Source organism: Nitrospira sp. T9 (assembly GCF_052156535.1).
In the GTDB taxonomy this organism is placed as follows: domain Bacteria; phylum Nitrospirota; class Nitrospiria; order Nitrospirales; family UBA8639; genus Nitrospira_E.
This window is the reverse complement of record NZ_JBQKUP010000042.1, coordinates 202955-217981: the sequence shown is the minus strand read 5'-3', so window position 1 is coordinate 217981 and position 15027 is coordinate 202955. Positions and strand designations below refer to the sequence as shown.

Sequence of the window (15027 nt, the reverse complement as noted above, 5' to 3'; positions counted from 1 at the left end):
ACAATGTAAAGGCCTTACCAAATGCCAGACACCAAAACGATTCTTGTGGCCGTGAGTGATATCTTTTTCTACACCAAAATACGCGATGCCTTTTTACCACAAGGCTACAAACTGGAACGCCTCCGTTCCGGAGATGACTGGCAAACGAAAGCTCTTGCCAGCCAACCCATGGGCATCATTATTAACATGAATGATGACCGTCTTAATGCCACAGAAATTGTGAAATCTCTACGAACCCTTCCCCAAACACACTCATTGCCCATCCTGGCCTTTGCCAATCATGAAGAGGTCCAAACCTGGAAGCTGGCCAAAGACCTTGGGATTCAAAAAATTGTTTCGCGCAATGAGTTTTCTGCGCGGACACTCGCGCTGTTTGAGGAAATCACGGCGGCAACAACATCATGAAAACACTATCTCTTCATAAGCAGCATGAAACCCTGGGAGCCACATTTCAACCTTGTGGCGAGTGGGAAGTCCCATTGCATTACGGCAATGCTCTTTTAGAGTATGAGTCCATTCATCAGCGAGCTGGCCTCGCCGACCTCTCCTTACGCGGGAAAATCATGGTCACGGGAGATGACCGGGTCACCTGGCTTCAAAATCTCATCAGCAATGATATTCTTCCTCTCAAACCCGGGCAGGGCCGGTATTCTGCCTTTATGAACCATAAAGGGAAGATGCTCTCATATTTTCGGGTGTTTCGGCAATCCGAAACCCTGATCATTGAAGATGTTGGAGAGGTGGGAGACCTCACCTATCAAGCACTTCGAAAATTTCTGCTCTATGGGACAAATGCCAAACTTCACAATGGCCTGGAAAGCTGGGGACTTCTCCTTGTGACGGGGCCGAAGAGTCCGGAGGTTCTTAAGGATACCTTGAATTTGGAGGTGGGATCGCTCCAGGTCTTAGACACCATCACCTTCGCATTCGATGATACACAAGGATTTCTTGCTCGCACGGAAGAAACGGGGGGACAAGACTACGAATTGTTTATACCGGTCGAAGCCCTTCCTTCGCTCTGGTCTCATCTTTTGAATACGGGAAAAGAACTAGGCCTTCTCCCGGTCGGAAAGGAGGCACTTGAGACATCCAGGATTGAAGGTGGATTGGCTCGCCTTGGGCCAGACTTAAATGAAAAAATCGTTCCACCAGAAGCCAACCTTGAGGGAATTGCCTTTAGTTTATCGAAGGGATGTTATCCCGGGCAGGAAGTCGTCGCCCGAATGGATACGTACGGGTCGGTGAAGCGGCGAATGGTCGGCTTAGTTCTTGAAACGGAAATCCCACAACTTCCTGAACCAGGGGCAAAACTTTTCAGTGGAACTCGGGAAGTGGGGTGGGTGTCCAGTTCCACCCACTCCCCTCTTGTTAAAAAACCGATTGCCCTTGGATTTCCATTACGAGATTTTACTCAACCCCAGACAAAACTGGAAATCGAGATCAGGGACCAGCGTTTCCCAGCCTCTGTCTGCGCCTTGCCGTTTACAGCCTCTTGATCAGCCGCGAGATTCCGAAAGAATTCTTCCGCACTCTAAAAGTGATCAGGCTTTTTCCGGGTGTCGGCCATGAGAGATTTTTTCCGCAAAAGACAATACCGCTGGACGTTGTGCGTCGTTAAGCGCAAGAAGAATATGCGCCTCATCGCCATGCATCAATCGTAGACTAAGAAATGATTCTTCCGTGCGCTTTTCCTTATTATCCCAAGTCCCATCAATCAATTGAATTTTATCCAAATCACAGCAAGAAAAAACGTCATACCGAAAATAGGAGTCCCCGATAACCATATCGAAAAGAACCTGGCCAGACGTCATAACCATGACGTTAAAACGCCCTTGATCCTCATAGCCTTCCGGCAAAAATTCATTGACATACAAAAGAGTAACCTTCCGACCTGTCAATGCCTGTTCAATCTTCGTGCTCAGAGCCGGATAATCGATTTGAAGAGCCCGCTCTTCCTGGCTCGTAGCGCGCAAAGCCATTTCTCTCGTTTGTTCAAATACATCTGTAGCAGTCAACACAGAATACGCTCCTTTCTTCCACGACACTATTAAATTATGGCGAATTGGTTTGCCTAAACAGGGTGCCTACGATACCCGCCATTTGACAGAGAAAGCAAGAGAATCAAACCCTCTATTAATGGCATCCACGTATAATTATTTTTTATCATGGCGTGAATTGATTGCCTTCTCAGCTCGCAGTTGGGCATACTTCGAATGGAAAATGTTGCCGGATGAACCTTTAAGGAGAACCAGCTTATGGATGCCGATACGTGTCTAATTGGGGGATGCACAGAACCCCTCTACGCCCCTGCCGGAACTCAATCGTTATGCAAGGAACACTTTTTACAATTCGTCGTATGGCGCCGAAAAAAAGGCGGACTGGGTATGTTTAAAAAATATTGCGCCCTGAACATGGAAGAACGAGACGTGATTGTTGAAGAATGGGCTAAAACGACATTCAGTACCTCTGCCTCTTGATCATTCCTTTTTTGCCCTTCACACGCGTTGAGTCATGACCCCGATCTCATGCCTCCTTTTCGATTCCAAAAGTGAGGAAATCGCTCCTTCTACCTAAGCAATAAAGGAATAACCCGCGTCGCCAAGTACCAGTACCCAATGAACGATTAAACCTTATTCCATGAGCGGTGATCCGTGGTGATGGATGATCTTCCACTCGTCTCCGATCCGCTCGAATAAATTGGTCGATACCACCTGGCTATTCTGTTCGTTCTCTCCCACCCGACTGGTGATATTTTCCGTACAAATGACCCAGGCCACATCGGCGGCAACTTGAACCTGTACTTCCGTCAGTTCAAATTTCATTGAAAAGGTATTATTGAAAATGACCACCCAGGAATCCCTAACCGCCGGCCACCCGACCCGGATACTCCACCCTGGATGAATACAGGTTACATACTCTTGATGAGCCCAAATAGAATCCATCAGCGCAACATCCAGCCGTTCAAACCCACGGTAAAACAACTCATTCATCTGTGTCACTTCCTCAATCCGTTCCTTCAGCATTGTGCGCTCTCTTTCTTCATTTTTGCCAATTTCCTAATCAGGTGACCTTCACTAACACGGCACAGGATTGTCGATCAACCAACCAGACCCCAATCAAAATCAATCCTATCCCACTTATTTCTCTCATGCCAACCGGTTCACCCAAAAACATCACCGAAAAACACAGCGCAGAAACCGGAATAAGATTCCCAAAAATTCCTGCTCTGGAAGGACCGATTCCTTTGACGCCAAGCAACCAGGCCTGTTGACCCAATGCTGTGGCAAATACCATAACGTAAAAAAGAGCCAGCCAGCCAGATACCGGAACCGACTCTACCCCTGTAACCAGGACTTTGTGATTTATGCTCAACAAAGGGATTTCAAAGATCAAAGAGAGTAGAAGAGTCGTCCACGTCACAGTCAGCGGAGAAAACCGTTCCATGGTTTTTCGACAGCCAATCGTATATAAGGCCCAACTGACTAATGCACAGACCACCAGACTCCCTCCAAGTAAAGGATTGGAACCCAATCCATCCACCGCCTCGCGCCCGGAAATACTCAAGACTCCTAAAAACGAGACAAGACAGCCGAGCCAAATCACACGCAGGGGAATATCCTTAAGGATGAGCGAGGACAAGAATGCGGTAATGGCCGGGCTTGAACCTATAATGATGCCAGCAGCCCCTGCCCCAATAAATTGCAGGCCAAAGAGAACGAATAGATGATTGCCAAGGACCCCAAATCCTAGGAAAAAAAAGTTTCGCCAATCTTTTCGTGAAAAAGAAACGACCCCTTCCTTCCAGAGCCAAAGCGGAATAAGAATGAGTAAGGCTCCCAATCCTCTAAAAACAGACGTCTCTACAGGCGAGAAAGGACCTAAAGCGACTTTTTGTGCAACTACCGACCCTCCCCAGACCACTGCAGCCGTTGTGAGGGCAGCGTAGGCGGAAAACGCTGAGGATCCCGAGCTAGCGTTTTTCATGGGGAGGCAAGTGAGAAAAATACGGAATGGGCTGGAATCCCAATCGGACTGTCAGGCAAGATAACCCCTATCTTGAACGTACGCTGAAATGAGCCCACCAAGAGTACATCCGCACATACAAAATATTTCGCTCTACTTTACTCAAAGATACCTCCGAAAATGCGATGTGCCCTCTCCCTCAGCTATGATGAGGCATCGCTGCTATAACAATAGTGCCTAGGTTCGTCAAGATCAGACTACATGACAGCTTTCCAGAAAATGCATAAATATATTCTTGATTTGTATGGATACGGGGTCCAACAATTTCTTAAAAAAGTTTTGAATATCCCTCATTTACCCGCCGGTCCGAATGGCTTATCTGATAGGTCTTCTGTCCGGTTGACGCAAAGAAATTTACACCGTTAAAATCGCCAAAGAGTTGATACTGTACCGTCCCTCATGCCAAGGCAAATTTCAATAAAAATCGTAGGCGTTGGCTTCCTACAATTGACATGACGGTTTATCTGTCCCCTAAGGAGGAATTATGTCGTTGCTAATCACAGAAGAGTGCATTAATTGTGGTGCCTGTCTCCCGGAATGTCCCAACGAGGCAATTTTTGAGACACGTAGTGCCGCGGAGGAAAAGGGCAATAAGGTCGGTGAAGGTCAGGGTGACGGGGACACGGTGTACGTGATCACCTATGAGCGCTGCACAGAGTGCGTCGGGCATTTTGATGAGCCTCAATGTGCGGCTGTTTGTCCTGTCGATGATTGCTGCATACCTGATCCAGAAATCCCCGAGACAACGGATACACTACTGGATAAGGCCAAACAGCTGAATCCTGACAAAGAAATCGATCCAGCGAAAGTTTGGGCCGGCGTTCGAAATTAACCAACCCGAAAAACATGGCTCTGTAAAAAAGCCCCTTCCGATTTTCCAAGGAAGGGGCTTTTTCTTTTGGACTCCAACTATTGATGGAGCCCCACTGTGTATCCTCAGCTTACCTCTTCTAATTCATGGAGCCGGACAGCAATCAATTTCGAAACGCCAGGATCCTCCATTGTCACACCAAAAAGGGAGTTGGCGGTCTCCATGGTTCGTTTATTATGCGTGATCACAATAAATTGAGATCGGTCCGCCATTTGGCGCAAAAACTGACCAAACCTGACCACATTCGTCTCATCTAATGGCGCATCCACCTCATCCAACACACAAAATGGAGAAGGTCGAATGAGAAAGCTCGCAAAGAGAAGGGCCATGACCGTCATGGTCTTTTCCCCTCCGGAAAGCATGTTGAGATTTTTCAAGCGCTTCCCTGGTGGTTGGGCGACAATTTCCACACCTGGCTCAAGGTTGGGACCTTCTGATTCCTGTCCTTCCTGAGTATCTTCGACTAAAATCAATTCAGCGCGTCCTCCAGCGAACAAGGCTGAAAAGACTTCGCTAAATTTCACTTGAAGTTCTTTAAAGGTCTCCGCAAACAGCTTATTAGTAGTTTGATTCAAACGCTGGATAATTTCCTGAAGGGATTGAATTGAACCGGCTAAATCTTCTTCTTGCGCCAATAAAAATTGATAGCGTTCTTCTAATTGAGCATGCTCCTCAATAGCAGCCAAATTAATTGGACCGATACGCTCTAATTTTTTCCTGATACTCTGTAATTGCTCTCTCCACTGGCCGGTTTTTTCCTCAGAAGCCTGTTCACTCCCTTCCAGACCTTCCGCGATCTGTCCGGCATCAGGAGGATTTTTGAGGTCATCCGTTGATATTTCGTATGTCATGATCAGGGTTTCTTCCACAGCACGAAACTTCGCCCGAACTTCGGCTAAACGTCCCTCGATCGGCACACGGGACTTAAAGATGTGGCTCAATGTTTCACGAGCCTTTCCGATCAGACCATCCAACCGTTTAACTTCCTCCATACATCCTGCATGACGGTTCTGAAGCTCCAATAATGTGCCGGCAACGGCCTCTTTCTGGATGTCTAATTCTTCAACCAAACTCTCATTTGTGAGACGTTCTTCCTGACTCTTTCGACTTTGCAGAAAGAGGTGCTCTAATTGTCCATCAATTTGTCGAATTCGAGTATTCCGATGCTCTTCTTCCCGTTCAATTCGTTCAACATTAGCCTGCTCATAATCCCATTGGGACTTCAAAGCCTGAAAATTCATTCGTGTGTCATTGAGACTTTGCAACATGTCCTGTCGCTCTTGGTCTAATGTATTCAGAGCATCCAACAGTTGACGAAGCGCCTCATCCTCATGGGCTCGTGTCTGATTGAGATGCTCAAGCCGGGTCTGGACCTCTACTTCTTCAACTTGCAGCTGTCCCCATTCCTCCTCTTCCGCTAATCGATCCTGCTGAAGTGCATCTAACCGACGTAGGAGATCGGGAAGAGCCTTCTCTTTGGAAGAAGCCTCTTTTTGAATGGTCAACATGTGAAATTCCATTTCACGGATGGACAACGTGGTTTCTTCTAGTTGTCGCGACACGTCCTCAATTTCCTGTAGAAGCGTCTTCCGGTTCGCTTTGGCTTCCTCCAACCCCACGGTAAGACTGTTCAACTTTTCTTCCAATGTGAGAATTTCTCGCCGGCGACGTAATAACCCACCACCTTCTCCACCGGACCCGCCACTGATGATCCCCGAGGGGGACACAAGTTCTCCGCCCAAAGCCACTAAAAGCGGGCCGTTCCCCTGGAACCAGGAGTGTTCGTTCATGAGATTTAACGCTCCAGACAATGACCTGACAATGACCGTATTCCCCAGCAAGGCCTCGATCACAGGTATCAACTCGTCCGGAACCTGAACAAAATTTATAGCCAAGCCCCGCACTTCCGGGTCATGCTGAATGACATTCCACCAATCGGCTGTTCCCTTTGGGCCCTGTCGGGGAATATTCAAAGGAATAAAGCTGCCTCTTCCCCATTCATGTTGTTTGAATTGCGCAATGGACAATTCTGCCTCTTGGGACGATTGGACAATCCACGCCTGCAGCCGCTCGCCTAGAACGGCTTCTATGGCTTTCTCAACATCCTCAGGCACTTCCATCCGTTCGGCCAAGGCCTCTTGAATGGACGAACACGCAACGCGAATGGAGGCTTCGTCCCCCTCACCATGGTGGCCATACCCTATTTCTTCCCGAAAAACACTTTGAATCGCACGTAATTCAGATTCAGCGCCAGCGGTTTGGGTTTGGAGGTCGAGAATTTTTTCATCAAGCTCTTCTCTGGTTTCTCGCTGACTTTGCAGGTTGACCTCTAACCGGTCCTGATTGCTCCGAAGCACGTCAAGCTGACTTTCGAGCGATGAGGATTCCTGTCGAAGAGCCTCGCTTTCAGCTTGAAGGGTGGTTTGATCGTTCTGCGATTGAGTATATTCCACTGCCAGACGTTCGATCCGTCTGGCCATCGAACTCTGTGCTTCAGCAATACTTCGCAAGCGGTTTTCCTGATTCGTTTTCTCAACAGCCAAGGCCAGGATGGTTTCCCGCCCCTTGTCGACTTTTTCCGCAGTTTCTCGACGGCGAACGGCCAGATCGGCTATGCCCCCCTCTCCTTCTTCCAAAGTGACAGAAAGAATTTCCATCTCGCACCGAATTTGGGCCAGTCGCTCTCTCAAGGCTTCCAACGAACCCGTGGCCTCCTGACCTTCCCCATTCAACCGTGCTCGCTCCTCCATGACCTGTTCATGTTGCTGTTCATATTGATCAAGCCGGTTGCGTTCAATCTGAATCGCCGTAAACGCATGGGACAGTTGCTGCTCAATCTCTCGAGACCGGTCCTGCGCTTCCTTGAGGGTTTCGCTAGCAGACGTCAGCTCCAACTGCACGGTTTGGTGTTCGGCCACAAGTCGAGCCTCTTCAGCCAGACAGGAGAGTTCTTGGCTTTCAGATGCTTGTAACTCATTTTCAAACTGACACTGGTCCCGATAAAACCGACGAAAGTCATGAGTCAATAACTGCACCTCAAGCTCGCGAGCTTCACGGAGAAAGGCCTGATACTCTTCTGCTTGTTTCGCCTGACGATTGAGTGTCCGAAGCTGCCCCCGGACTTCTCCAAGAATATCCCGAACCCGTAAAAGATTATTTTCCGTACTTTGTAATTTTCGTAACGCCTCCGCCTTTTGTTTTTTATATCGAATAATACCTGCCGTGCCCTCAATAAATTCCCGCCGTTCCTGTGGGGAGGCACTCAGTAACTGTTCAATATTGCCCTGTTCAATAACGGACTGTCCTCTGGCTCCCGCTCGGGCATTCCAGAGAAATCCTCGAATATCCTTGAGGCGACAGGGAATCTTATTAAAATAATATTCACTGTCTCCCTCTCGGTAGAGGCGACGGGTAATCATCACATCCGTTGGCTGCTCAAGCCCTTCCAGAATGGCCGAGACAGGCTCCAACTCACGGGACGTCACCTCGGAAAAAATGAGCGAAGCCTCGACCATTCCCATGGGTTTGCGTTGCTCAGTCCCATTAAAAATAACGTCTTCCATGCGCTCGCTTCGTAAACTCTTCACGCTTTGCTCACCCATTGCCCACAAAATGGCGTCCACGATATTACTTTTCCCTGTCCCGTTGGGACCGACGACAGCAGTTATCCCGTTCGGGAAATCTATTTTTGCCTCAGCAAAAGATTTAAACCCACTGACGACTAGAGTACGAAGAAACATATTCCCTCTCAGAATGGAGTGGATGCCAGGGCAGTAATTTGGCTCAAATCAGTACCATAAGAAGAAAGAAAAATCAAAATTTTCCACAAAATGCTGTAGGTCTGACTATCGGCCTATTCAATATCTTGACATATTGCCAAAACTACGGCTCCTGTCAACAGGACAAAAGCCTTTTACGGGGCATCTTCCATCCAGGAGGATTCCCGAAAGAAACAGGTCTGACTGCTTCACAGTACTAGGAAAAATAATGAGGAAGGATATATTCGAAAAAGATACGCTCGCGCTTCTCCAGGAAAGCGGATATCTATGGGAACTTATCGCGGAACTTTGGCCATCAGTAATTCTTTTGGAAGAAGAAATTCAACATTCTCTTCCACCACAGTCAACTCCTCTACCGATGTTGCTCCATGCTCTTTCAAAAATTTAATGACCTGAGCTACCAATACTTCTGGAGCCGAGGCCCCTGCCGCAATGCCGATTGCGTTCACACCTTCCAGCCATTGAGTCTGAATATCCTGATAAGAATCAATGAGGTATGAAGGGATTCCACAACGTTCGCCCAATTCTCTCAATCGGTTGGAATTGGAGCTATTGGGAGAACCGATTACCAGAATGACATCAACAAAACGGGACAGCTCTTTGACAGCATTTTGTCGATTTTGTGTGGCATAACAAATATCTTCCTGATGTGGCCCCTTAATACCCGGGAACCGACGATGCAGGGCAGCAACAATATCCCGACATTCATCCACGCTCAACGTGGTTTGGGTGACATACGATAGGTGAAGAGGATTTTCTACTTCTAACGAGTCCACGTCCTCAACAGAGGAAACTAAATGAAATTTATCAGGCACTTGTCCGAGAGTTCCGACAACCTCAGGGTGCCCCGCGTGACCAATCAGGATCAGCTCATATTCGTTGGAATAATCCCTGTTCACTTCGTTATGGACCTTGATGACCAGGGGACATGTGGCATCAATGACCTTCAAATTTCGTCGTCTGGATTCTTCCCACACCTCTTTTGCCACACCATGTGCACTGAATATGACGATGGCGCCATCAGGAACTTCATTCAGTTCTTCCACAAAAATAGCGCCTTTTCCACGAAGGGACTCGACCACATGACGACTATGGACGATTTCATGCCGAACATAAATTGGTGCCCCGTAAGTCTTTAAGGACAAATCGACGATTTCAATCGCTCGATCCACCCCCGCACAGAACCCTCTCGGATTGGCCAGGAAGATTTTCAACGCACCCTCCTTCATAAATATTTATCTAGCGAAGTTATCTATTCCACTCATGCCTTTTGCGCACGATAGGCCAAATTGCCAGAGATCGTCAACACAATGCCCAACCCGATTTCTCTGATAAGACGGCTACCACGCGAAGAGAGCGATGTTACCCCCACCGAACCAAAGCCGTACCCCAGGTAAGCCCTCCCCCAAAGGCTCCCAACATGACCCGATCGCCCCTTTTCAGTCTCTGATTTCGGCTCGCATGATCTAACGCCATCGGCAATGAAGCCGAAGAGGTATTTCCGACTTGCTCGATCATCGAGAGGCATCTCTCAGGAGGGACTCCAATATTTTCACAAAACTGGGTCAGCATACGTCCATTCGCTTGATGGAAAAGGACCTGGTCGAGCTGCGACACATCCCATTTCTCCTGTGCTAAATGGTCGCTGACCGCTTGGCCTAAGCGCCTGATTGCGATGCGAAACACCCGCGAACCCCGTATTCGCAAGGTATGCGCACTGGCATCAAGGACATCTTGAGATAAAGGCTGACGGGAACCACCTCCTGCAATTTTGACCAGATCATGATACGCCCCGTCGGCGTGAAGTCGAATGCTGACGACGCCCATGTCGGAATTTGTCGATCTCTCGATAATAGCCGCACCGGCCCCATCACCAAATAACATGGTTGTACTCAGATCTTTGACATCCAAGGACCGAGATTTGATTTCCGAAGCCACGACGAGACATCTTCGAAACTGCCCGGTCCGAATGAAACAATCCGCCATGGAAAGGCCATAGAGAAACCCTGAACAGGAGGCTGAGAGATCAAATGCCGGCATGCCCCTGATACCCAGCCGGGCTTGAAGCAAACAGGCCGTGGAGGGAAAGATCATCTCCGGAGAGGTGGAAGAAACCAGAATAGCGTCAAGATCTTCCGGGACCAAGCCAGCCTGATCCAATGCCCTTCGCGTCGCCTGTTCCGCCAAAAAGGAACATTCCTCCTGCGAATCCGCCCAGAACCTGGCCCGGATACCAGAAACTCGGAAAATATACGAAGGCTCAATTCCTAAAAGATCGGCCACCTCCTGATTATCTACCCGACGACCAGGAAGAAAAGAGCCGGTTCCGACGATTCGAGAAAGGTTGGTATTCATCTTATTCTCATAGCCTATCCCTTGAATGAACAGCACCTTAACTGTGGCAAATTTTTCATATCTACCAAATTTTGTGGTAAAAGGGAGACAATTTGTCCTGAAAAAATTAACACAGTCGCAACATTAAAGACTTTCTTTCATTGGTCCGAATCTTGTATAGATATGGACTGTTTCACACCTCTATACCGACATTCACCGAACTTATATGATCCCAACACTGCCTGGAGTGACTTACCTGTGAAATTTCCGGTCAATTTTCGATCTCTTTTGCTTCCCTTCCTCACTGCTCTGATCATGATCGCCGGATGCTCCTCGACACCCAAACCTACGGAGCACACCGATACCACATCGAAAAAAGAAGTGTCTTCAACGGACGAACAAATCTTCGTCGGTGATTCGGTAGAAATGAGTTACGATCCGAACGTAATCATGAAACGTGCCGAATCTTTTTTTGACAAGGAATCCTATGCGGAATCCATTGTAGAATACAAACATTTTCTTGACCTTCACCGAAATCACATATTAGCCCCTTATGCCCAATACAAAATTGGGATCAGCCATTTCAAACAATACCGGACAGTTGATCGTGACCCAGAACCCTTGGAGGAATCGATTCAGAGCTTCGAGAAACTTCTTCAAGAATTTCCGGCAAGCCGTTATGAAGCGGAAGCGAAGCAAACCATCCTGATTTGTAAAGAACAATTAGCACAACGGCACTTGATGGTTGGGCATTTCTACCTCAAACGTGGTTCTTATCTCGCTGCTGCCCATCGATTCGAAAAGATCATCAAGGAATTTCCTGAATTAGAAACTGCCGGGGATGCCATGTTTCATCTGGCAAAAACCTACCAAAACCTGGGTATCGAAGAATGGTCCCAGGAATGGTTACTTACTCTGGTCAACGAACATCCCAACAACCCCTATCACTCAGACGGCAAAAAACTCCTGGCAAAGCTGGAAAAAAAGAATCCTACTCTTCTAGCTTCCCTTCCTCCCGATCCCTCGCCGAATGAGCACAACACCCCCGATCCTGCGGTAATTGGACAGCGTTCTGACAATCAACTCCTTGTAAGAACAATATCCCATACCCCGGAATCCCCATTGTTATCCTCAGCAGCAGCTACCTCCGCGACAGTGAAGCCGGCCATGCTAAGCGCCCCCACAGCTTCTGAGCCGCCTCTCTCCAAGACAGCTTGTACAATTGGCACGTGGTGTGACTCACCATCCTCCTCAGCCACAACACCCCCCATGCAGGTATCGAGTAGCGCGAAATCCTGTAAAACCGGCGAATGGTGTTAACCCGCTACCTCCACCTCCTTACTTAGCTGAACAATGTTCTCAAGTAGTCGTATAGAGGCCAATTGGCCTCGGTTGCCGAATTCCCCGTTGTCCTCCGCAAGTGTACCTGTCCCACGAGGCCTAATTCCTCTGCGATGTCAACGAAGGACGTCACGTTCCAAAAATATTCATCGAGCAGACTCCTGACCGCTTGCGGAATATGTTCCCCCATAGACGGCTCCCACGCGAACTTCTGGGGGCTTCACGGACCCGAATCTTCAATGGCTTGATCATGCAATGCGATGGAGTTGGGGAAGCCAGTGTGGGACTGCGGCCTCTATCGAGATCCTATGTGACCACCCGAGAATTCCGATCACCCGACCGTACCACGAGGTTTTCGCCCGGCAATGCGCCATTTACCAGAACCTTCGGGCACTAGACTCTCAGCGACCCGTCAAACAGAGACCTCCAGATCGCTATCGGGATAAATCAGACAGCATAGCCCTGAGGGTTGTCACGTTGCCATCGCCAGGCATCCGCGCACATCTCACTGAGTCCGCGTTCAGCCCGCCAACCCAAAAGTGTGAAAGCCTGATTCGGATCAGCATAGCAAGAAGCAATGTCACCGGGGCGGCGTGGTGCGATCTTATAGGGAATCGGCTTGCCGCTTGCGGTTTCAAATTCCCGCACGATCTCCAAAACACTGTACCCGTTGCCCGTACCAAGGTTTACCGTTAAGCATTCTTTCTGAGCATCCAGTCGAGCCAATGCCTCTAGTGCCTTGAGATGCCCCAGTGCCAAATCAACTACATGGATATAATCCCGCACTCCGGTCCCATCGGGAGTAGGATAATCGGCACCCCATACGTTCAGACGCTCCAGCCGTCCCACGGCAACCTGCGCCACGAAGGGTAGCAAATTGTTCGGTATACCCTGAGGATCTTCACCAATCAGACCACTATCATGCGCCCCAACAGGATTAAAGTACCGCAAGATGCCGATCCGCCAGAAGGGATCGCTGCGGTGTAGGTCACGCAAGATCTCCTCCACCATCAATTTCGTTCGACCATAGGGATTGGTCGCAGATAGCGGGTGTTTCTCAGTGAGCGGAAGGCGTTGCGGATCGCCATATACCGTGGCAGAAGAGCTAAACACCAGTTGTTTCACGCCGCACTCGCCCATGGCCTCCAACAGGCGCAGGGACCCGACCACATTGTTATCATAATAGGCCAACGGTTGCTGAACCGATTCTCCCACCGCCTTGAGGCCGGCAAAGTGGATGACTGCGGTCGCCCCGCTTTCGCGCAGAGCCGCCACCACTGCGGCGCGATCACGGCAGTCCCCATGTATCAGGCGAAGAGACTTCCCTGTGATACGCTGCACCCGCGCCAACGACTCAGGATGGCTATTAGAAAAGTTGTCAAAGACCGTCACATCACAGCCCGCATGGAGAAGCTCAACGCAAGTATGTGACCCGATATAGCCGGCACCGCCGGTTACCAAAATCATTGAGAACTCTCCCGTTGAAATTGGGATGCCCTGCTGCTTCTTTTCATGGTGATCTTTCGGACATCACGTGAAGGAGGCTGAGACACATCAATGATGACAAGCCCACGATTCCGTATTATAGAGTCTCAAAAAATGTGGTGGGACCCTACACTGAGAAGAAATGTGCGTCAAGAAATAGATCGGTAAGGAATAGAGGTGAATTGAGGAAATACATGGGACTGAGAGCCGGCGGCGCAAAGAAAAACAAGAGCCGTTCATGAATCCTCTGACCAATTCATTCCCAGGGTCCCGACCACTCCATATCCAAGAGAAGACCGTCGCTACCCCGTAAATATTAAACGCTCCAGTATCCCCCTACATCCGCTTGAGCCCACCATCATTCTGGATACTATATAAGCGAGCGGGACAACGAGGAAAGAAGAAAGAGGAGAATAGGCCAGATCGTGCAGGCCTTTTTATTGGCCGATGTACCAACCAATACCGTTACGTTCAAGGAAACTGGTTATAAGTGTCAGAGAATCCGCATAAATCATAACGCCGACCGCCACTAACAACCCGCCGCTAATAAACGACACCCCGCCTAAATAGGACCGAAGGTTTTTGAAGTAGCTTAAAAACGTATCCATCCCAAATGCCGTCAGAAAAAACGGGAGACCCAACCCTAACGAATAGGCCGATAGGAGCATCACCCCGCTGGACATCGATTCCGTCGTACTGGCATAGGCCAGAATGGCCCCCAATACCGGTCCTACGCAAGGCGTCCAGCCGGCGGCAAATGCGGTCCCGATCAGAAAGGAACCCAGGTAGCCGACGGGACGCGTCTCAAAATGCATCAAGCGTCGTTCGGTCATAAAAAAACTTAATTTCAAAATCCCAAGCAAATATAGCCCGAAAATAATAATCAGAACACCCCCGACTTTCCGGATCACGTCTTGATAGTCATACAACAATTGCCCCATCAGGCTGGCCGATGCCCCAAACGCGATGAAGACCGTGGAAAACCCGGCAATAAACAACAGAGCATTGAGGATTATCGCGGACTTAAATCGCTCTCGCTCTTCAACTTTCGCGAGATTTTCCACCGAGAGCCCGGTGATATAGGATAGATAGGAAGGGACGAGGGGGAGGACGCATGGAGAAACAAAAGACAACAGTCCGGCACTAAACGCCGCAAGCAAAGACACCTGGCTGATCGAATCAATCATATTGTTC

The 15027-nt window shown here is 48.9% G+C and carries 14 protein-coding genes; 5 read left to right on the top strand and 9 right to left on the bottom strand.

The features are described 5' to 3' along the window. Nucleotides 1–21 precede the first annotated feature (21 nt). Together ACTRXD_RS20460 and ygfZ are read left to right on the top strand one after the other, a co-directional pair. Nucleotides 22–405 carry a response regulator gene (locus tag ACTRXD_RS20460; protein ID WP_442433625.1) on the top strand — a complete coding sequence of 128 codons (384 nt, stop codon included), beginning with the start codon at nt 22–24 and terminating at the stop codon, nt 403–405. Next, a complete protein-coding gene (gene ygfZ / locus ACTRXD_RS20455) occupies nt 402–1496 on the top strand; it encodes a CAF17-like 4Fe-4S cluster assembly/insertion protein YgfZ (RefSeq protein ID WP_442433624.1) in 1095 nt (364 codons plus the stop codon). Before ACTRXD_RS20460 ends, ygfZ begins: the two co-directional genes overlap by 4 nt. A gap of 45 nt (nt 1497–1541) precedes the next feature. On the opposite strand, the gene ACTRXD_RS20450 is transcribed toward ygfZ, so the two are convergent. Continuing rightward, a complete protein-coding gene (locus ACTRXD_RS20450; protein WP_442433623.1) occupies nt 1542–2018 on the bottom strand; it encodes a hypothetical protein in 477 nt (158 codons plus the stop codon). 237 nt (nt 2019–2255) lie between these two features. Here ACTRXD_RS20450 and ACTRXD_RS20445 point away from each other — a divergent pair, with 237 nt between their 5' ends. Further along, nucleotides 2256–2477 carry a hypothetical protein gene (locus ACTRXD_RS20445; protein WP_312643844.1) on the top strand — a complete coding sequence of 74 codons (222 nt, stop codon included), beginning with the start codon at nt 2256–2258 and terminating at the stop codon, nt 2475–2477. A 153-nt stretch (nt 2478–2630) separates the two neighbouring features. Here ACTRXD_RS20445 and ACTRXD_RS20440 read toward each other — a convergent pair whose 3' ends face one another. Both ACTRXD_RS20440 and ACTRXD_RS20435 read right to left on the bottom strand, forming a co-directional pair. Further along, nucleotides 2631–3023 (bottom strand): nuclear transport factor 2 family protein, encoded by a 393-nt coding sequence (locus ACTRXD_RS20440; protein WP_442433622.1) that lies wholly within the window; start codon nt 3021–3023, stop codon nt 2631–2633. 37 nt (nt 3024–3060) lie between these two features. Then, nucleotides 3061–3984 (bottom strand): DMT family transporter, encoded by a 924-nt coding sequence (locus tag ACTRXD_RS20435; protein ID WP_442433621.1) that lies wholly within the window; start codon nt 3982–3984, stop codon nt 3061–3063. A 523-nt stretch (nt 3985–4507) separates the two neighbouring features. On the opposite strand from ACTRXD_RS20435, the gene ACTRXD_RS20430 reads away from it, so the two are divergent. Further along, the gene (locus ACTRXD_RS20430) at nt 4508–4855 is read left to right on the top strand and encodes a 4Fe-4S dicluster domain-containing protein (protein WP_442433620.1); all 348 of its coding nucleotides are present in this window, start codon (nt 4508–4510) and stop codon (nt 4853–4855) included. 104 nt (nt 4856–4959) lie between these two features. Here ACTRXD_RS20430 and smc read toward each other — a convergent pair whose 3' ends face one another. The 3 genes from smc to ACTRXD_RS20415 form a co-directional block, all read right to left on the bottom strand. After that, nucleotides 4960–8634: a chromosome segregation protein SMC gene (smc, locus tag ACTRXD_RS20425; protein WP_442433619.1), complete on the bottom strand. Its 3675-nt coding sequence runs from the start codon at nt 8632–8634 to the stop codon at nt 4960–4962. A gap of 314 nt (nt 8635–8948) precedes the next feature. Further along, nucleotides 8949–9887, bottom strand: a complete 939-nt coding sequence (gene ispH / locus ACTRXD_RS20420) for a 4-hydroxy-3-methylbut-2-enyl diphosphate reductase (protein WP_312643855.1) — start codon at nt 9885–9887, stop codon at nt 8949–8951. A 148-nt stretch (nt 9888–10035) separates the two neighbouring features. Further along, nucleotides 10036–11028, bottom strand: coding sequence for a 3-oxoacyl-ACP synthase III family protein (locus ACTRXD_RS20415; protein WP_442433618.1), 993 nt, complete (start codon nt 11026–11028; stop codon nt 10036–10038). Between the two features lie 237 nt (nt 11029–11265). Here ACTRXD_RS20415 and ACTRXD_RS20410 point away from each other — a divergent pair, with 237 nt between their 5' ends. After that, nucleotides 11266–12327, top strand: a complete 1062-nt coding sequence (locus ACTRXD_RS20410; RefSeq protein WP_442433617.1) for an outer membrane protein assembly factor BamD — start codon at nt 11266–11268, stop codon at nt 12325–12327. Nucleotides 12328–12349: 22 nt separating this feature from the next. Here ACTRXD_RS20410 and ACTRXD_RS20405 read toward each other — a convergent pair whose 3' ends face one another. From ACTRXD_RS20405 to ACTRXD_RS20395, 3 genes are all read right to left on the bottom strand, one after another. Next, entirely contained in the window at nt 12350–12538 is a 189-nt protein-coding gene (locus tag ACTRXD_RS20405; protein WP_442433616.1) for a hypothetical protein, read from the bottom strand. A gap of 257 nt (nt 12539–12795) precedes the next feature. Further along, nucleotides 12796–13815 (bottom strand): UDP-glucose 4-epimerase GalE, encoded by a 1020-nt coding sequence (gene galE / locus ACTRXD_RS20400; protein WP_442433615.1) that lies wholly within the window; start codon nt 13813–13815, stop codon nt 12796–12798. Between the two features lie 455 nt (nt 13816–14270). Next, nucleotides 14271–15020 carry a cytochrome c biogenesis CcdA family protein gene (locus ACTRXD_RS20395; RefSeq protein ID WP_312643863.1) on the bottom strand — a complete coding sequence of 250 codons (750 nt, stop codon included), beginning with the start codon at nt 15018–15020 and terminating at the stop codon, nt 14271–14273. Between the last annotated feature and the right edge of the window lie 7 nt (nt 15021–15027).